The 17,699-nt window shown below is 67.4% G+C and carries 18 protein-coding genes and 1 tRNA gene; 12 read left to right on the forward strand and 7 right to left on the reverse strand.

The genetic code is table 11. The annotated features are described in order from the left end of the window. Positions 1-75: 75 nt before the first annotated feature. Together AC30PD_RS22620 and AC30PD_RS22625 are read left to right on the forward strand one after the other, a co-directional pair. Positions 76-549: a MarR family winged helix-turn-helix transcriptional regulator gene (locus tag AC30PD_RS22620; RefSeq protein ID WP_489537959.1), complete on the forward strand. Its 474-nt coding sequence runs from the start codon at positions 76-78 to the stop codon at positions 547-549. Between the two features lie 25 nt (positions 550-574). Continuing rightward, entirely contained in the window at positions 575-1,114 is a 540-nt protein-coding gene (locus AC30PD_RS22625; protein WP_489537960.1) for a DUF1697 domain-containing protein, read from the forward strand. 13 nt (positions 1,115-1,127) lie between these two features. On the opposite strand, the gene AC30PD_RS22630 is transcribed toward AC30PD_RS22625, so the two are convergent. Together AC30PD_RS22630 and AC30PD_RS22635 are read right to left on the reverse strand one after the other, a co-directional pair. After that, complete coding sequence (locus AC30PD_RS22630; RefSeq protein WP_489537998.1) at positions 1,128-2,822, reverse strand: acetate--CoA ligase; 1,695 nt, start codon at positions 2,820-2,822, stop codon at positions 1,128-1,130. A 13-nt stretch (positions 2,823-2,835) separates the two neighbouring features. Then, positions 2,836-3,333, reverse strand: coding sequence for a GNAT family N-acetyltransferase (locus tag AC30PD_RS22635; RefSeq protein ID WP_489537961.1), 498 nt, complete (start codon positions 3,331-3,333; stop codon positions 2,836-2,838). 76 nt (positions 3,334-3,409) lie between these two features. On the opposite strand from AC30PD_RS22635, the gene AC30PD_RS22640 reads away from it, so the two are divergent. Beyond that, positions 3,410-4,351: an alpha/beta fold hydrolase gene (locus AC30PD_RS22640; protein ID WP_489537962.1), complete on the forward strand. Its 942-nt coding sequence runs from the start codon at positions 3,410-3,412 to the stop codon at positions 4,349-4,351. A gap of 9 nt (positions 4,352-4,360) precedes the next feature. On the opposite strand, the gene AC30PD_RS22645 is transcribed toward AC30PD_RS22640, so the two are convergent. Beyond that, on the reverse strand, positions 4,361-4,624 hold the full coding sequence (locus tag AC30PD_RS22645; RefSeq protein ID WP_489537963.1) for a DUF4212 domain-containing protein: 264 nt from the start codon (positions 4,622-4,624) through the stop codon (positions 4,361-4,363). A 154-nt stretch (positions 4,625-4,778) separates the two neighbouring features. Here AC30PD_RS22645 and prfB point away from each other — a divergent pair. The 6 genes from prfB to AC30PD_RS22675 all read left to right on the forward strand — a co-directional run bounded on the left by prfB (position 4,779) and on the right by AC30PD_RS22675 (position 11,123). Then, positions 4,779-5,883 (forward strand): peptide chain release factor 2 gene (gene prfB, locus AC30PD_RS22650; RefSeq protein ID WP_489537964.1). Its coding sequence is split into 2 segments (ribosomal slippage): positions 4,779-4,859 and positions 4,861-5,883, totalling 1,104 coding nucleotides; the frame shifts between segments, so codons are not numbered across the junction. After that, complete coding sequence (locus tag AC30PD_RS22655) at positions 5,883-6,527, forward strand: HAD family hydrolase (RefSeq protein WP_489537965.1); 645 nt, start codon at positions 5,883-5,885, stop codon at positions 6,525-6,527. The genes prfB and AC30PD_RS22655 overlap by 1 nt, the downstream gene beginning before the upstream one ends. 24 nt (positions 6,528-6,551) lie before the next feature. Next, on the forward strand, positions 6,552-9,230 hold the full coding sequence (pepN, locus tag AC30PD_RS22660) for an aminopeptidase N (RefSeq protein WP_489537999.1): 2,679 nt from the start codon (positions 6,552-6,554) through the stop codon (positions 9,228-9,230). Between the two features lie 19 nt (positions 9,231-9,249). Next, positions 9,250-10,506 (forward strand): 6-phosphofructokinase, encoded by a 1,257-nt coding sequence (locus AC30PD_RS22665; RefSeq protein WP_489537966.1) that lies wholly within the window; start codon positions 9,250-9,252, stop codon positions 10,504-10,506. A 61-nt stretch (positions 10,507-10,567) separates the two neighbouring features. Then, positions 10,568-10,643, forward strand: a tRNA-Thr gene (locus tag AC30PD_RS22670). Between the two features lie 69 nt (positions 10,644-10,712). Further along, positions 10,713-11,123, forward strand: coding sequence for a VanZ family protein (locus tag AC30PD_RS22675; RefSeq protein ID WP_489537967.1), 411 nt, complete (start codon positions 10,713-10,715; stop codon positions 11,121-11,123). Here AC30PD_RS22675 and AC30PD_RS22680 read toward each other — a convergent pair. Next, a complete protein-coding gene (locus AC30PD_RS22680; protein WP_489537968.1) occupies positions 11,111-11,536 on the reverse strand; it encodes a hypothetical protein in 426 nt (141 codons plus the stop codon). The two genes, AC30PD_RS22675 and AC30PD_RS22680, sit on opposite strands and share 13 nt — an antisense overlap. Before the next feature lie 249 nt (positions 11,537-11,785). On the opposite strand from AC30PD_RS22680, the gene AC30PD_RS22685 reads away from it, so the two are divergent. After that, complete coding sequence (locus AC30PD_RS22685) at positions 11,786-12,172, forward strand: hypothetical protein (RefSeq protein WP_489537969.1); 387 nt, start codon at positions 11,786-11,788, stop codon at positions 12,170-12,172. Positions 12,173-12,206: 34 nt separating this feature from the next. Here AC30PD_RS22685 and pcaCD read toward each other — a convergent pair whose 3' ends face one another. The 3 genes from pcaCD to AC30PD_RS22700 form a co-directional block, all read right to left on the reverse strand. Then, entirely contained in the window at positions 12,207-13,442 is a 1,236-nt protein-coding gene (gene pcaCD, locus AC30PD_RS22690) for a bifunctional 4-carboxymuconolactone decarboxylase/3-oxoadipate enol-lactonase PcaCD (protein WP_489537970.1), read from the reverse strand. Then, on the reverse strand, positions 13,439-14,830 hold the full coding sequence (gene pcaB / locus AC30PD_RS22695) for a 3-carboxy-cis,cis-muconate cycloisomerase (RefSeq protein ID WP_489537971.1): 1,392 nt from the start codon (positions 14,828-14,830) through the stop codon (positions 13,439-13,441). The genes pcaCD and pcaB overlap by 4 nt, the downstream gene beginning before the upstream one ends. 74 nt (positions 14,831-14,904) lie before the next feature. After that, positions 14,905-16,215, reverse strand: a complete 1,311-nt coding sequence (locus AC30PD_RS22700; protein ID WP_489537972.1) for a hemolysin family protein — start codon at positions 16,213-16,215, stop codon at positions 14,905-14,907. Between the two features lie 48 nt (positions 16,216-16,263). Between AC30PD_RS22700 and AC30PD_RS22705 the strand changes: the two genes are divergently transcribed. Together AC30PD_RS22705 and nikR are read left to right on the forward strand one after the other, a co-directional pair. Next, complete coding sequence (locus tag AC30PD_RS22705) at positions 16,264-17,067, forward strand: symmetrical bis(5'-nucleosyl)-tetraphosphatase (protein ID WP_489537973.1); 804 nt, start codon at positions 16,264-16,266, stop codon at positions 17,065-17,067. 48 nt (positions 17,068-17,115) lie between these two features. Continuing rightward, positions 17,116-17,598, forward strand: coding sequence for a nickel-responsive transcriptional regulator NikR (gene nikR / locus AC30PD_RS22710; RefSeq protein WP_489537974.1), 483 nt, complete (start codon positions 17,116-17,118; stop codon positions 17,596-17,598). Positions 17,599-17,699 lie beyond the last annotated feature (101 nt).

Genomic DNA, 17,699 nt, shown 5'->3' on the forward strand with positions numbered 1-17,699 from the left:
TAACAGCATACTGACGATTAGTATAGTGATAACATTCCTGAACGCAAAAGGGTTTACCCGCAGTCACCGAGCCACATGAAGAAAAGCAGCGCCGCTCAGATCGACATCGACACCCTGCCCGGCCACTACATCCGCCGGCTGCAGCAGATCGCGGTGGCGGTGTTCCTCGAAGAGACCGAAGCTTTCGGCGTCACGCCGGTGCAGTTCGCAGCGCTGCAGACGGTGCGGCGCCAGCCGGGGCTCGACCAGCGCACGCTGGCCGCGACCATCGGCTTCGACACCTCGACCATCGCCGGCGTGATCGACCGGCTCGAACGCCGCGAGCTGATCCAGCGCAGCACCTCGCCCGACGACAAGCGCGTGCGCCTGCTCACGCTCACGCCGGCGGCCGAAGCGCTGCTCGACGAGCTGGTGCCCGGCATGTTGCGCGCCCAGCAGCGCATGCTCGCGCCCTTGCCCGCGGCCGACCGGGTGCGCTTCATGGCGATGCTGAAGACGCTGGTCGAAGCGAACAACGAACTCAGCCGCGCGCCGAGCGACGTTCAGTAGCCCGGCTCTGCGACTCTCGTCACCCATGTCTCGCTGCATCGCCTTTCTGCGCGCCGTCAACGTCGGCGGTCGCATCGTCAAGATGGACGCGCTCAAGGCGCAGTTCGAGGCGCTGGGGCTCACCAGCGTGAGCACCTTCATCGCCAGTGGCAACGTGGTCTTCGAGACCCGGGCGCGCGACATGGCGGCGCTGGAACAGAAGATCGAGAAGCAGCTTTACGGCGCGTTCGGTTTCGAGGTGCACAGCTTCGTGCGCAGCGTGGCCGAAGTGGCAGAGATCGCCGTGTGTCGGCCCTTCGACGCGCGAGAGCTCGACAACGCGGCCTCGTTCGTGGTCGGCTTCGTGGCGCGGCCATTCGACGCCGCCCAGCAGAAGATCGTGAAAGGCTTCAACAACGAACTCGACGCCTTTCATCCGCAAGGGCGCGAGCTGTACTGGATGAGCCGCAACAAGCAGAGCGAATCGAAATTCTCGAACGCCGCGTTCGAGCGGGCGCTGGGGCTGCGCGCCACCTTCCGCAGCATCAAGACCGTGCAGCGCCTCGCGGCCCTTCACCCGGCCTGAAGCACTCTGCCCGTCAACCGCCCTTTCTGGCGCGCGCTTCTTCCTGCAGCCGCAGCACGCGGCGCTGCACCTTGCCGGTGGTCGTCATCGGCAAGGCGTCGATGAACTCGATGTCTTTCGGGTATTCGTAAGGCGCGAGCTTGCCGCGCACGTGGGCTTGCAGCGAAGCGACCAGCGCCGCGTCGCCGGTGAAACCGGCCGCCAGCACCACGAACGCCTTCACGACGGCGCCGCGTTCGGCGTCGGGCTTGGGCACCACGGCGGCGTTCGCGACCGCCGGGTGCTTCACGAGGCAGTTCTCGATCTCGCTCGGGCCGATGCGGTAGCCGGCGGCCTTGAAGACGTCGTCGCTGCGGCCGTGGTACCAGAGGTAGCCCTCGGCATCCATCACCGCCATGTCGCCGGTGCGGCACCAGCTGTTGCCCGGGTCGCCCGTGAACTTGGCCGCGGTGGCCGCGTCGTTCTTCCAGTAGCCGAGAAAGAACACCGGGTCGGGGTGGCCGTGCACGTCGAGACGGCGCAAGGCCACGTCGCCGGGCGTGCCGCGTGCGCATTCGTGGCCTGCGTCGTCGATCACCGCGACACGGTGGCCCGGGTAGGGGCGGCCCATGCTGCCCGGGCGGGCCGGCCAGCGCTGCGAACTGTTGCCGACGATGTAGTTCATCTCGGTCTGGCCGAACATCTCGTTGACGACCACACCGAGCTTGTCGCGGCAGTACGCGAACACCGCGTCGCCCACCGCCTCGCCGGCGCTCATGACCGCGCGCAGGCGCAGGTCGTAGCGTGTGCGCGGCAGCGGCACGGTCTTCATCATTGCCTTCAGCGCAGTCGGGAACAGGAAGGTGTGCGTCACGCGGTAGCGCTGCATCAACTCGAACGCGGTCTCGGCGAAAAAACGGCCTTGGTAGGCGACGATCTCGCAACCGAAGTAGAGCGTGGGCAGCAGCGCGTCCATCAGCCCGCCCGTCCAGGCCCAGTCGGCGGGCGACCAGAACACCGGCGCGTCATGGCTGACGTGCGGGCCCTGCGCATCGACGTGCGGAAACCAGTTCTGGCTCGCGACGAAGCCGCTCAGGTTGCCGATGAGCGCGCGGTGCGGAATGAGCGCGCCTTTCGGCGGGCCGGTGGTGCCGCTGGTGTAGATCAGCACGGCGGCATCGTCGGCTCGCGTGTCGACCGGCGTGAAGCTGCTGGCTTCGCCTTCGAGCGCGGCACGCCAGTCGATGTCCCCCTGCCCCTGCGCCGCGCCCACTGCGACGATCGTCTTCAAGCCCGCACACAGCGGCCGCGCGGCCAGCAGGTTGGCCATGCCACTTTCGTCGACGATGGCGAGCCGCGTGCCGCTGTCGTTCAGACGGTATTCGAGCGCCTCGGGCCCGAACAGCATCGAGAGTGGCATGCCCACCGCGCCGAGCCGGTACAGCGCGATGTGCGCCACCGCGGTCTCGAACCGCTGCGGCATCACGATGGCCACGCGGTCGCCACGCGCCACGCCGAGCCGCCGCAGCGCATTCGCCAGGCGGTTGGCGTGGTGGTGCAGGTCGGCGTAGCTGTGCTTCGAGGTGCTGCCGTTCTCGTGTTCGTAGCGGATCGCGATGGCGCGCGGCGTGTCTCGGGCCCAGCGCGCGCAGCAGACTTCGGCGATGTTGAACTGCTCGGGCACCTGCCAGCGAAAACCCGCGTGCAGCGCGGCGTGGTCGTCGGGCATGGCGCTCACGGCCTCACTCCGCTTTCGCCATGGCCCGCAACGCGTCGCCGGTGGTGCGGCAGATGCGCCACTCTGGCATCACCGTCGCGCCCATCTTCTCGTAGACGGTGATCGCGTTCGTGTTCCAGTCGAGCACGCTCCACTCGAAGCGGCCGCAATCGCGCTCGACCGCCAGCGCCGCCATGCGCTTGAGCAGGGCCTTGCCGATGCCGTGGCCGCGGTGTTCGGGTTTCACGTACAGGTCTTCGAGGTAAAGGCCGGGCTGGGCCAGGAAGGTCGAGAAGTTGGTGAAGTACAGCGCGAACGCCACGACCTCGCCGTCACGCTCGGCCACCATGGCCTCGGCCGCAGGCTTTTCGCCGAACAGTTGCGGGCGCAGCTTCTCGGGCGTGACCTGCACCAGGTGCGTGAGTTGCTCGAACTCCGCCAGGTCGCGGATCAGTTGCACGATGGCGCTCACGTCGCCGACAACGGCGGCACGCAGCGTGAAGGTCGGGGGAGCGGGGTTCATGGCTTCATTCTCGCACCGGGCTGTGGTGTCGCCGCATCGACAGACCCGGGCGGCCACGCCGCGTACAGTGCGCCGCATGAGTCTCGACGCCTACCCCGTTCGCCGCCCCGGCCGCAGCCGCTTCATCAGCGTGCGTGGCCTGCGTTACCACGTGCTCGAATGGGGCGACGCCACTCTGGCCAGCGCCGAGCGCCCGCCACTCGTGATGCTGCATGGCTGGATGGACGTGGCCGCGTCGTTCCAGTTCGTCGTCGATGCGCTGGCCGTCGACCGCCACGTGGTCGCGCTCGACTGGCGTGGCTTCGGCCTGACCGACAGCCCGGCCGCCGACACCTACTGGATGCCCGACTACCTGGGCGACCTCGATGCGGCGCTCGACCAGCTCTTCTTCGCCGACGCGCCGGCCGACCGCAGGATCGACCTGCTCGGCCACAGCATGGGCGGCAACGTGGTGATGCTCTACGCCGGCGTGCGGCCCGAACGGATCCGCCGGCTGATCAACCTCGAAGGTTTCGGCATGCCACGCACCAAGCCCACGCAGGCGCCGAAGCGGCTGCAGCAATGGCTCGACGAGCTGAAGCAACCCGCGCTGATGCGCGACTACGCCAGCGTCGACGAAGTGGCCGAGCGCTTGCGCAAGACCAACCCGCTGCTTTCACCCCAGCGCGCGGCCTGGCTCGCACCGCACTGGTCGCGCCAGCGCGAGGGCAGCGGCGGGCAGCCCGGCCGCTGGGAAATCCTCGGCGACCCGGCGCACAAGCGCATCAACCCGCACCTGTACCAGCGCGACGAGGTGCTCGAATGCTGGAAGCTGATCACCGCACCCGTGATGTGGGTTGAAGGCGACCAGACCGACGTGGCCAAGTGGTGGGGCACACGTTTCACGAAAGAAGAATTCCACGAGCGCCTGAGCGTGGTCGCCAACGCTGAAAGGCACGTGATCGGCCCGGCCGGCCACATGCTGCACCACGATCAGCCCGAAGCGCTGGCGCGCCTGCTCGAAGTTTTTCTGGCCTGAACCGCCGGCTCAGCCCTCGTCGCCTTCGGCCAGGCCGCACGCGTTGTCGAGCTTGTTCATGCAATAGGCGTAGTAGCCGATGATCAGCACGTAGACCACCGGCGCACCCTGGGCGCCCACCCAGAAACTGAACGGCCAGCCGAAGAACAAGAAGTCGAGGTCTCTGGCGAAATAGGCCAGCGCAAAGCTCACGGCGAACCAGGCGACCAGAAGCGCCCCGGTGATCCGGAGATTCTTCTCCCAGTGTTGGCGGTGGTTCTCGGGCAATGACATCTCGGGTGCTTGCGCAGGCACGGCATCGCCGGCGGCGACTCCGGCCTCATTGGGCCACAAGACCGGCACGCTGCGAAGGCGGGCGGGCGGCGCCTTGCGCCCGCATGTCAAAATCGCGCCCTTCGCACACCGCCAGACCCACTGAAAGCACCCCATGGACGTCGAACACATCAATGCCATCGGCAACTCGCTCGCCGACCTGACCCGGCGCACCCTGGAACTCCGGGGGTATCTTTGACTACGATCGCAAAGCACTGCGACTGAACGAAGTCAACGCCGCACTCGAGAACCCCAAGGTCTGGGACGAACCGAAGCGCGCACAGGAACTGGGGCGCGAGAAGCGCACGCTCGAGAACGTGGTCGAGACCGTCGACCACCTGACGAGCAACCTGTCCGACAACACCGAGCTCTACGACATGGCCAAGGCCGAAGGTGACTTCGCGAGCCTGGCTGCGATCGAGGCCGAAGCCGACAAGCTGAACGAAACCGTCGAGCAGCTCGAATTCCGCCGCATGTTCAACAAGCCGGAAGACCCGCTCAACTGCTTCATCGACATCCAGGCCGGCGCCGGTGGCACCGAAGCCTGCGACTGGGCGAGCATGCTGCTGCGCCAGTACCTGAAGTACGCCGAGCGCAAGGGCTTCAAGACGACGATGGAAGACGAGACGCAGGGCGACATCGCCGGCATCAAGAGCGCCACCATCAAGGTCGAGGGCGACTACGCGTTCGGGCTGCTGCGCACCGAGACCGGTGTGCACCGGTTGGTGCGCAAGAGCCCGTTCGACTCGGCCGGCGGGCGCCACACCAGCTTCGCGAGCCTGTTCGTCTACCCCGAGATCGACGACACGGTCGAGATCGAGATCAACCCGTCGGACGTGCGCACCGACACCTTCCGCGCCAGCGGCGCTGGCGGCCAGCACATCAACAAGACCGACTCGGCGGTGCGGCTCACGCACATCCCGACCGGCATCGTCGTGCAGTGCCAGGACGGCCGCAGCCAGCACAGCAACCGCGACGTGGCCTGGAAGCGCCTGCGCTCGCGGCTCTACGACCACGAGATGCGCAAGCGCATGGAAGAGCAGCAGAAGCTCGAAGAAACCAAGACCGACGTGGGCTGGGGCCACCAGATCCGTTCTTACGTGCTCGACCAGAGCCGCATCAAGGACCTGCGCACCAACGTGGAAATGAGCAACACGCAGAAGGTGCTCGACGGTGACCTCGATGTCTTCATCGAGGCCAGCCTGAAGCAGGGCATCTGATGGCGGTCGAAGCTCTTCTCTTCGATCTCGACGGCACGCTCATCGACAGCATGCCGCACCACCAGACGGCCTGGGTCGAGTGGCATGCGCGGCGGGGCCAGAAGATCGATGCCGACGCTTTTTTCGTGGCCACCGCCGGGCGATCGAACGACGAGATCTTTGCCGACATGCTGCCGGGCACGAGCGCGGCCGAGATCGCGGTGCTCGTCGACGAAAAGGAAACGCTGTACCGCGAGTTCGCGGCGCCTTCGCTGGCCTTGATCTCCGGTGCGGAAGACTTCGTGCAGCGGGCCAGGGCGGCCGGCCTGCGGCTGGCGGTGTGCACCGCTTCCACGCCGCAGAACATGGCGCTCGCATTCCGGCTGTTCGGCATCGACAGCTGGGTTGAGACGGTCGTCAGCCCGGCCGACGGGCTCAGGGGCAAGCCCCATCCCGACATCTTTCTCGAAGCGGCGCGGCGGCTCGGCGTCGCTCCCGAACACTGCGTGGTGTATGAAGATGCACCGCTCGGCGTGGAAGGCGCGCGCCGCGCCGGCATGAAGTCGGTGGCCTTGACCACCACGCTGCCGGCGGCCGCCTTCGGCGAGTTCGACAACCTGCTCGCCATCGCCGCCGATTTCACCACGCTCGCCCTGCCCGCCTGACAACACCCGAAAGCACCCACCATGATGCGTGAAGGCACCGCCCCGCTGATCCGCCGCGCCGACTACACCGCGCCGGCCTACTGGATCAAATCAGTCGACCTGAGCTTCGATCTCGACCCGGCCAAGACCATGGTCATCAGCCGCATGCAGGTCGTGCGCAATGCCGACGTGGAAGCCCAGCCGCTGCGTTTGCACGGCGAAGAGCTGAACCTCACGCGCGTGCTGGCCAACGGCGCGTCGGTCTCGTTCCGCCACGAAGACGGCCTGCTGGTGATCGACAACCTGCCCGAAGGCGAGTTCACGCTCGAGATCCGCAACACCTGCGCGCCCGAGAAGAACACGCAGCTCTCGGGCCTGTACACCTCGGGTGGCGGCTTCTTCACGCAGTGCGAAGCCGAAGGCTTTCGCCGCATCACCTACTTTCTCGACCGGCCCGACGTGATGGCGGTGTACACGGTCACGCTGCGTGCGAGCAAGGCGGCCTACCCAGTGCTGCTGAGCAACGGCAACCTCGTCGAACAAGGCGATCTCGAAGGCGGCCGCCACTTTGCGAAGTGGCACGACCCGTTCCCGAAACCGAGCTACCTGTTCGCGCTGGTCGCCGCCGACCTGGTGGCGCGCCAGCAGAACATCCGCACCCGCGCCGGCAAGGAGCACCTGCTGCAGGTCTACGTGCGCCGCGGCGACCTCGACAAGACCGAACACGCGATGAACTCGCTGATCGCGTCGGTGGTGTGGGACGAAGCGCGCTTCAAGCTGCCGCTCGATCTGGAACGTTTCATGATCGTCGCCGTTGAAGACTTCAACATGGGCGCGATGGAGAACAAGGGCCTGAACATCTTCAACACGAAGTACGTGTTGGCCTCGCCCGCGACAGCAACAGACAACGATTACGCCGGCATCGAGTCGGTCGTCGGCCACGAGTACTTTCACAACTGGACCGGCAACCGCATCACCTGCCGCGACTGGTTCCAGCTGAGCCTGAAAGAAGGCCTCACCGTCTTCCGCGACCAGGAATTCAGCATGGACATGGCCGGCAGCGAAAGCAGCCGCGCCGTCAAGCGCATCGAAGACGTGCGGCGCCTGCGCGAAGCGCAGTTCCCCGAAGACGCCGGCCCGATGGCACACCCCGTGCGGCCCGACAGTTATGTCGAGATCAACAACTTCTACACCGCCACCGTGTACGAAAAGGGTGCCGAGGTCGTGCGCATGATGCACACGCTGGTGGGCCGCGAAGGTTTTGCACGCGGCATGACGCTCTACTTCGAACGCTTCGACGGCCAGGCCGTGACCTGCGACGACTTCGCCCAGGCCATCGCCGACGCCAACCCGGCGAGCGAGCTCGCGCGCACGCTGCCGCAGTTCAAGCTCTGGTATTCGCAGGCCGGCACGCCGCGCCTCACGGCACGCGGCCGCTACGACGCACCGTCGCGCACCTACACCTTGGGTGTCGAACAGTCGAACACGGCCGGCGGGGTGACGACGAACGAGCCGAACGTGATTCCGCTCGCGCTTGGCCTGGTCGGGCGTGACGGCCGCGCGCTGCCGGTGCAGCTCGAAGACGAAGCGCCCACCGGCGCCACCGAGCGTGTGCTGCTGGTCGAAGACAAGCGCTGCTTCTTCACCTTCGTGAACCTCGACGTGGAGCCGGTGCCTTCGCTGCTGCGCGGCTTTTCGGCCCCGGTGACGCTGGTCGACGGCCTTTCCGACGCCGACCTGCTGGTGCTGTTGCAACACGACAGCGACCCGTTCAATCGCTGCGAGGCCGGGCAACGGCTGGCGCTGAACCGGATTCTCGCGGGCGTTCGCAGCGAAGACGCAGGCGCCTCGGTGGTGCTCGACGACGCCTTCATCGAGGCGATGCGCTCGGTGTTGCGCCACCCCGGCCTCGACGCCGCCTTCAAGAACGAAGTGCTGGCCCTGCCGAGCGAGTCGTACGTGGCAGAGCAACTCTCGGTCGTCGACCCGCAGCGCATCCACACCGTGCGCCACGCGATGCTCACCCAACTGGCCAGCGCGCTGCGGGCCGACTGGGAATGGGCGTTCGACGCGCACCAGGTGAGCGGCGCCTTTTCGCCCGACCCGGTCTCGGCCGGGCGGCGCGCGCTGGCCAACCGCGCGCTCATGATGCTGTGCCTGGGCTCGGCCACGGCGGGCGACGCCGTGTGGCCCGGCCGTGCGCTGCAGCGCTTCAAGGACGCCGGCAACATGACCGACCGCATCGGCGCGCTGGGCGCGCTGGTGAACTCGCACTCTTCGCTGGCCGAAGCCGCGCTCGAGAAGTTCCACGCGATGTTCCGCAGCGAAGCGCTCGTCATCGACGCCTGGTTCGCGCTGCAGGCGAGCGCGCCCGAGATGGACGGCCGCGTGTTCGCACGCGCCAGGCAGTTGCTCAAGCACCCCGATTTCTCGATCCGCAACCCGAACCGCGCGCGCAGCCTGATCGGCACGCTGTGCGCCGGCAACCCGGCCGCGTTTCACCGCGCCGACGCCGCCGGTTATGTGTTCTGGGCCGACCGCGTGATCGAGCTCGATTCGGTCAACCCGCAACTCGCCTCGCGCATGGCGCGCTACTGCGACCGCTGGAGCCAGCTCGCCGAGCCGTACCGCACGGCGGCGCGCGAAGCGATCGGCCGCGTGGCCGCCAAGCCGGGCCTGTCGAGCGACGTGAACGAGATCGTCACGCACGCCTTGCAAAGCTGATCAGACAGGGAGAGAGACCATGGCCAAGAAAACGAACGCGTTCTACGCACAGTCGGGCGGTGTCACCGCCGTGATCAACGCTTCGGCGGCGGGCGTGATCGAAACCGCGCGCAAGCACAAGGACCGCATCGGCAAGGTCTACGCCGGCCGCAACGGCATCATCGGTGCGTTGACAGAAGACCTGATCGACACCGGCAAGGAATCGGCCTCGGCGATTGCCGCGCTGCGCTACACGCCGTCGGGCGCGTTCGGGTCGTGTCGCTTCAAGCTCAAGTCGCTCGAAGCCAACCGGCGTGAATACGAACGCCTGATCGCTGTCTTCAAGGCCCACGACATCGGCTACTTCTTCTACAACGGCGGAGGCGATTCTGCCGACACCTGCTTCAAGGTCAGCCAGCTCTCCGAGCAGATGGGCTACCCGCTGCAGGCGATCCACGTGCCGAAGACGATCGACAACGACCTGCCGATCACCGACTGCTGCCCCGGCTTCGGCTCGGTGGCCAAGTACGTGGCCGTGTCGGCGCTCGAAGCCTCGTTCGACGTGCGCTCGATGGCGCGCACCTCGACCAAGGTCTTCGTGATGGAAGTGATGGGCCGCCACGCCGGCTGGATCGCGGCCGCCGGTGCGCTGATCGAAGACCACGGCATCCCGGTGGTGGTGCTGTTCCCCGAGATCGAGTTCAACGAGAAGAAGTTTCTGGCGCGGGTGGATTCGCTGGTCAAGAAGCATGGCTACTGCACGGTCGTGGTCTCTGAAGGTTGCCACCACCCCGACGGCACCTTCCTGGCCGAACAAGGCGCGCGCGACGCCTTCGGCCACGCGCAGCTCGGCGGTGCCGCACCGGTCGTGGCCAACATGGTCAAGAACGCGCTCGGCCACAAGTTTCACTGGGCCGTGGCCGACTACCTGCAGCGCGCCGCGCGGCACGTCGCGTCCAAGACCGACGTGAAGCAGGCCTACGAGCTGGGCCAGAAGGCCGTGGAGCTGGCGCTGAAGGGCCACAACGCGGTGATGCCCACGGTTGAGCGCCTCAGCGACGCGCCCTACAAGTACCGCATTGGCGTCGCGCCTCTCGCCCAGGTGGCCAACGTCGAGAAATTCATGCCGCGCGACTTCATCACGAAAGACGGGTTCGGCATCACCGAGAAGTGCAGGCGTTACCTCACGCCGCTGATCCAGGGTGAAGACCACCCGAAGTACAAGAATGGCCTGCCGGTCTACGTGACGCTCAAGAACCTGTCGGTCGCGCAGAAGTTGCCGAAGTTCAAGCTGTAACGCGTTCGCCGCACCGGGTAGAATGCTCGTTTTGCGGAATTGCTTCTGCAGTTCGGCAAAGGCCGGCGTAGCTCAGTTGGTAGAGCAGCGCATTCGTAATGCGAAGGTCGGGAGTTCGACTCTTCTCGCCGGCACCAGATCAGACGAGGGTCAGCGGCTTCGCGGCGGCTGACCCTTTTGTCATCCTGACGCTCACCGCGCTCGCCATGCCGACCCTGTCTCGTCTGCGCCACCGCTTGCTCGCCGCGACTTCCGGCCCGATGGCCATGAAGCGCTGGCGCTGGCTTCTGGCCGGGCTGGTGATCACGGTGGGGTGGCTCGCACTGTCGCCCGCGCCGCCCGAAGCGCTCGACACCGGCTGGGACAAGCTAAACCACGCCGGCGCTTTCGCGGTGCTCACGGTGGTGGCGATCTTCGCTTTGCCGCGCTCGCCGCGCAGTCTGTCGTGGGTACTGGGTGGCTTGTTGTGCTTCGGCGGCGCGATCGAGATCGCTCAATCGTTCACGCCGACGCGCAGCGCCGAATGGGGCGACCTGCTGGCCGACATCGTCGGCATGGCGGTCGGTGGACTGGCCGCCATGTTGCTCACGCGCTGGGCTGCCGCTCAGTTGCGGTGATCTTTCCCGCGGCCGTTGCCACGGTCGTCACGGCGGTCGTGATGTTTGTCGTGACCACGGTGGCGGCCACGCTCCCAGCCCGGGTGTTCGTGCTCATACCGTTCACGGACCCAACGGTCCTGCACGAAGTACACCGGCTGCCCGCAAGCGCTGTAGCGCCCACAGTACTGGCGCCAGTTCTGCTGGTGTGCCGGTGGCACGTACAGGTAGATCGGCTGGCGTTCGACGTGCACACGCGGTGGCGCAATGATCACCGGTTGCGGCAGCACCAGCGCCGGGCGCGGAATGTCGCCGATGTTGATGCGCCCGTAGACGCCTGGCTGGTTGATGCCGATCGAGACGCCGACGCTCGGCTGGGCGAAGGCCGAGCCGAAGGCGGCGGCACCGAGTGCCAGGGCAATGATCTTTTTCATGGCGTTCTCCTGAGTGGATCGTGAATCGACAACGCGGTCGAAGCGGGCTGCGAAGACAGGGTTCCGTCGATCCGCGGCGCGCTTTACCTGCGCTTACCGACATCGTGCACCGGGTTTTTGTAAGCGCCGCGTGCTCCGTGCAAAACAGGACAGTTCCTACGGGTCGGGGTCACGCTCGCTCACACGACGCCGGCCTTTCGCTGTTTAATCGAAGCAACAGCAACAAGCGGTAACGCCCGGAGGATGGCCATGTCAGTGATCGGCGAGGTCTTCGACAGTCTCAGGTCGATGAGCCTGCTTCAGCTGTTGCTGGCCTTCGTCGCGTGCATCGGCTACTCGATTGCGCAGGGCGCGCTGGTCTCTTCACCGCGTGTACGCGGCTTCGCCGGGGCCGCTGCCTTTGTCGGGGCCGTCGGTTACGCCATCCTGGGCACCGAATGGATGCACGCGGCGATGCTGGTCGCCTTTGCTTTCGCCGGCATGGGCCTGTTCGTTGCCATCGTCTGGGTCACGAGCCGCCTGCTCGGTTTTGCCGGCGTGCGCTCGCCACGCTCTGACGACGAAAGCCAGCTCGCTGCTTCGCGCAGCCGCGGCTCGCGCCCGCCGCCCAACACCGGGCACGCCCACTCGATCTGAGTGCGCGCGCGGCCGCGCAGCGCAGCGCCGACGCTCAGCCCTGTGTCTTCAGGAACCGCTGGACGGTCTGCGCGAACAGCGCCGGCTCTTCGGCCACGCTCAGGTGTGAAGCGTCGTCGAACACCACAAGTTCTGCACCGGGAATGCGCTCGGCCATCGCCTGAGACATCGCCACCGGCGCGCCGAGGTCGAGCGCGCCGGCGATGATCAGCGTAGGGCACTTCACGGTGTTCAGGCGGCCGAGCCAGTCGACGCCGCCCACCGCCTGGCAACAGGCGGCATAGCCGGCGGTGTCGCAGCGCAGCACGGTGGCGCGCGCGGCTGCCACGGCTTCGGGCTGCCCGTTGCGGAAGGCCGGGCTGAAGTAACGCTCCATCACCGAATCGGCGATGGCCGCCATGCCGCCGGTCTGCACCGCCTGAACCCGCTGCGCGAAAACGGCGGCCGCGGCCTCGGGGTACTTCGAGCTCGTGTTCGCGAGCACGAGCCCCTTCAAGAGCTCGGGGTGGCGCACCGCCAGCCCCTGACCGACCATGCCCCCCATCGACAAGCCGACCCACACGACCGGCCCGCGTCCCCATTCGCGGATCAGGCGTGCGGCATCGTCGACCAGATCGTCCATCGAATACGGCCCCGCCGGCACGGCCGAACCGCCGTGGCCGCGGTGGTCGTAGCGCAGCACTTCGCGCGAGCCGGCCAGCTCGGCGGCCAGGCCGTCCCACATGTGCAGGTCGAGCCCGAGTGCGTGGCTCAGCACCACCGGCGCGCCCCCGGGCCGGCCCTGCACCGCAGCACGCAGCTGCGGCTGGCTGAAGGTGTGGTGCGTGGCCACGCGGACGCCCGCCGACAAGGGCTGCGGCGCTGGAAGCAGGCCTTCTTCGCGCAGGATGTCCATCGTCAGCTTGAACGCCGTGTTGGCCGCCGGCACGCCGCAGTAGATCGCGCCCTGCATCAGCGTTTCCTTGATCTTGCCGAGCGGCACGCCGCCGCGGATCGCGGCCTTGCAGTGCAGCTCGAATTCTTCCCAGCGCGCCAGGCCCATCGTCATGCCGAGCACGAGCAGGCGGCGCGTGGTGTGGTCCAGGCCCGGGCGGCCCCAGATGTCGTGCCAGGCATAGCGGGTGATCAGGCTCTGGAACTCGGCGTTGAACTCGTTCGCGTTGTTCACCGATTTGTCGACCCAGGCATCACCGAGCACCGCGCGGCGGTTCTTCAGGCCACGGTCGAAATCGTCCTGCAAGGCCGGGTGCTTGTCGGCGGGCGTGGTCATGGCGTCGAGTCCGTTTCTGAATGAGCGTGGTGCGAGGCGGCGAGCGCCACGAGTTGCGGTGCGGCCAGCGCGCTGGCGCGCCGCGCGGCCGCGTCGGCGTCGAACGCGGCGCGCAAGTCGGCCGCACCGACGAGGGTGTGCAGATGCGGGTCGGCGGCCAAGGCTTCGAGCGTCAGGTCGAGCAGGTGGCGCCGTTCGGCCACGGCCTTCTTCGACAGGGTTTCGAGCAAGGCGTGCGCCTTCGCCTTGCCGATGTGGCGTGCCATCAGCATCGAGGCGCCCTCGGCGAACACCAGCCCCTGCAACGCGTCGATGTTCGCGCGCATGCGCTGAGGGTCGACCGACAGGCCGCCCACCGCATCGGCCAGCGCGTGCACCGCGCCGTGCGCCGACATGAACAGGCCCGGCCATTCGGCCAGCTCGGCCTGCCAGTTGCCCAGGCCGCGTTCGTGTTCCTGCGGCATCGCGGCCAGCAAGGCCGCCACTCGGTGCGGCGCGCGCGTGGCCGCCGCGAGCACGATCATCGACGCGACCGGGTTGCGCTTGTGCGGCATGGCCGACGAACCGCCGCGGCCACCGCCGCTCGGCTCGGCCACTTCGCCGATTTCGCCTTGCGCCAGCAGCGAGATGTCTTTCGCGATCTTGCCGAGCGCGCCGCACAGCACGCCGACCTCGCAAGCGAGTGCGACCCATTCGTCGCGCTGCGTGTGCCAGGCGCCGAGCGGCCGCCCGAGCTGCAAGGCCGCGGCCATGTGGTCGGCCACCACGCCTCCGGCATCGCCCATCACCGACAAGGTGCCCACCGCGCCGCCGAGTTGCAGCTTCAACGCGCCTTGCGCAGCGCGCGCCAGCCGCTCGCGGCAGCGCACCAGCGGCGCGACCCAGCTCACGAGCTTGAAGCCGAAGCTGATCACCTGCGCCGGCTGCATCAGGGTGCGGCCGAGCAAGGGCACGTCGCCGTGGCGGTGGGCCAGGCCGAACAAGGCATTGACCAGGTCGCACAGCCGCACGTCGATCAGCGCCAGCGCGCGGCGGGTGGCGAGCACCATCGCGGTGTCGATCACGTCCTGGCTGGTGCTGCCCCAGTGCACATAACCAGCCGCTTCGGCATCGGTTTGCGCCACCGCGGCCTGCAGTTGTTTGACGAGCGGGATCGCCAGCGTGCCCGCCACCGAACTGGCCGCGACGATCGCGTTCAGGTCGAAGCCTTCGACACGGCAGGCGGCTGCGATTGCCTCACCCGCCGATGCCGGAATCACGCCGGCGGCGGCCTGCGCGCGCGCCAGTGCCGCCTCGAAATCGAGCATGCCCTGAACGATCGCCACTTCGCCGAAGGCTTCGACCATCTCGGGCGTGGACAGGAATCGTTCGAACACCAGAGCAGACATGGAAACGGTCTCGGTATCGGCGCCAAAGGCCGCTTGCCCGCGATGCTAGCGCAGCACCATGGGCACCACGCCGGTCACGCCTGGTGCTCGACCTCGGCTTCGACGGCGAGGCGGCTCGCCAGCACCTTGTCGACACGCTTGCCGTCGAGGTCGACCACCTCGAAACGCCAGCCGTCCCACTCGACGGAATCGGTGGTGACGGGCAGCCGGCCGAGCAGCAGCATGATCATGCCGGCCAGCGTGTTGTAGCGGCCGCGGTCTTCTTCGGGCAGCTCCTTGAACTCGAGCCGGTCTTTCAGCTCGGGCACCGGGATCAAGCCGTCGAAGAGCCAGCTGCCGTCCTCGCGCTGCACCGCCCAAGAGTCTTCAGAGGTCGGTGTCGCGAACTCGCCGGTGATGGCTTCGAGCACATCACGCACGGTGATGATGCCCTGCACCTCGCCGTATTCGTCGACCACAAAAACGATCTGGGCGCTCGAGGCGCGAAACTGCTCCAGCAGTTCCATGCCCGACAACGTCTCGGGCACGAACACCGGCGGTTCGAGCCCGTCGGTGAGCGAGAGCGGCTGGCCGCGCATCACCTGCTGCAGCAGGGTTTGCGCCGAGATCACGCCGAGCACGTCGTCGAGGCCGTTGCGGCACACGGCGTAACGCGAGTGCTCGTCTTCGCCGACGACTTTCAACACGTCTTCGGCGCTGGCCGAGACTTCGAGCCAGACGATCTCGGCGCGCGGGATCATCATCGAGCCGACGTTGCGGTCGTCGAGCCGGAACACGTTGCGCACCATCTGGTGTTCCTGCGCTTCGATCACACCGGCGTCGAGCCCTTCTTCCAGGCTCGCGGCAATCTCTTCTTCGGTCACGCTGCGCCCCGGGCCGCCCTTGATGCCGAGCAGGCTCAGCGTGGCGTTGGTGCACCAGGTCAGCAGCTTCACGAACGGCCGGCCGATCAGCGAAACCCATTCCATCGGGCGCGCCACGAGCCGGGCCACGGCCTCGGGGTGGGTCTGGCCGATGCGCTTGGGCACCAGCTCGCCGAAGATGATCGTGACGAAGGTGATCACCATCACGACCAGCGCGGTCGCGGTCACGCCGGCGGCGTTGGGTTTGATGTTGAAACGCCAGCTCAGCCATTCGGCCAGCGGCGCCGAGAAAGCCGCTTCGCCGACGATGCCGTTCAGCACCCCGATCGAGGTGATGCCGATCTGCACCACCGAAAGAAACTTGGTCGGGTTCTCGTGCAGGTCCATCGCCGCCTGCGCGCCGGACTCTTCCGCTTCGATCATCACCTGCAACCTGGCCTTGCGGCTCGCGGTGAGCGCCATTTCGGACATGGCGAACAAACCGTTGAGCGCGATCAGGAAGAGCAAAAGGGCAACGTCCATGCGGGGCGCGCGGCAATGAAGGAGTGGCGAGGGTAGCAGAATGGGTGCATGAACTACCTGATCGGCGATGTGCAAGGCTGCTGTGACGCGCTCGAGCGGCTGCTCGCGAAGATCGACTTCTCGCCCTCGCGCGACCGGCTCTGGCTGCTCGGCGACCTGATCAACCGCGGCCCGGCGTCGCTGGCCACGCTGCGCCGCCTGCACGGCCTGGGCAACGCCGCCACCTGCCTGCTCGGCAACCACGACCTGAACCTGCTCGCGGTGGCGCACGGTGTGCGCCTGCCCCACAAGAGCGACACGCTCAGCGAGATCCTCGACGCGCCCGACCGCTCGCGCTGGCTCGACTGGCTGCGCCACCAGCGCCTGGCGGTGCACGAACACGGCTGGTTGATGGTGCACGCCGGCGTGGTGCCGCAGTGGGATCTGGCCACCACGCTGGCGCTGGCCGGCGAAGTCGAACAGGTGCTGCAGAGCCCCGCGGTGGGTGACTTTCTGGCGGCGATGTACGGCGACCGGCCGGCGCGCTGGAGCGACTCGCTGCAGGGCGTCGAGCGCCACCGCTTGGTTGTCAACGCGCTCACGCGCATCCGGTTCGTCTCGGCCGACGGCACGCTCGACCTGGTGACCAAGGAAGGCGCCGACGCCACGCCGGCCGGCCACTTCGCGTGGTTCGAGGCCCCCGGCCGGCGCACGCAAGGCGTGCCGATCGCGTTCGGCCACTGGGCGTCGCTCGGCCTGATCAATCGGCCCGACCTGCTGGCGCTCGACACCGGTTGTGTGTGGGGGCGGCAGCTCTCGGCTGCGCGCATCGACGGCGACACGCGCGAGGTGATCCAGGTCGAATGCGCCTGAGCGCGAAGGCGCACGCTACAGTGCGCGCTCAGCGCCCCGGAGCACCGCATGGAACGATTCACGATCTCTCTCGACGAGCGCCTGGCCGGGCAGTTCGACGCGTGGATGGCGCAGCGCCAGTACGCCAACCGCTCCGAAGCGGTGCGCGACCTGCTGCGCGCCGAGCTCGGCAAGTCGCGTCCCGGCGGCGCCGCGGGCAAACACTGCGTGGCCTGCCTGTCGTACGTGTTCAACCACCACGAGCGTGACCTCGCCGAGCGGCTGACAGCCCTGCAGCACGATCACCACGACCTGACCATCTCGAGCATGCACGCGCACCTCGACCACGACCACTGTCTGGAGACCGTGATCCTGCGCGGCCAGACCGCGCTGGTGAGTGCGTTCGCCGACGCGATCTGCGCCGAGCGCGGTGTGCACCACGGCAAGCTCAACCTGATCAGCGTCGATCTGCACGAGCCACACGGCGCCGCGACGGCACGCGGCCGCGCTGCACACGCCGCGCCGCACGTGCACCTGAAACCCTCGACCTGAGAGGTTCGCGCGGCACTGCCGCGCGTGCCACAGCCAGCGCAGCGGTGCGGCGACCGTAAGAACTTTTTCAACTTTCGCATACGATCTCGAATCCAAAGGCC

This window comes from Rhizobacter sp. (assembly GCF_032229685.1).
Lineage (GTDB): Bacteria > Pseudomonadota > Gammaproteobacteria > Burkholderiales > Burkholderiaceae_C > LMDS01.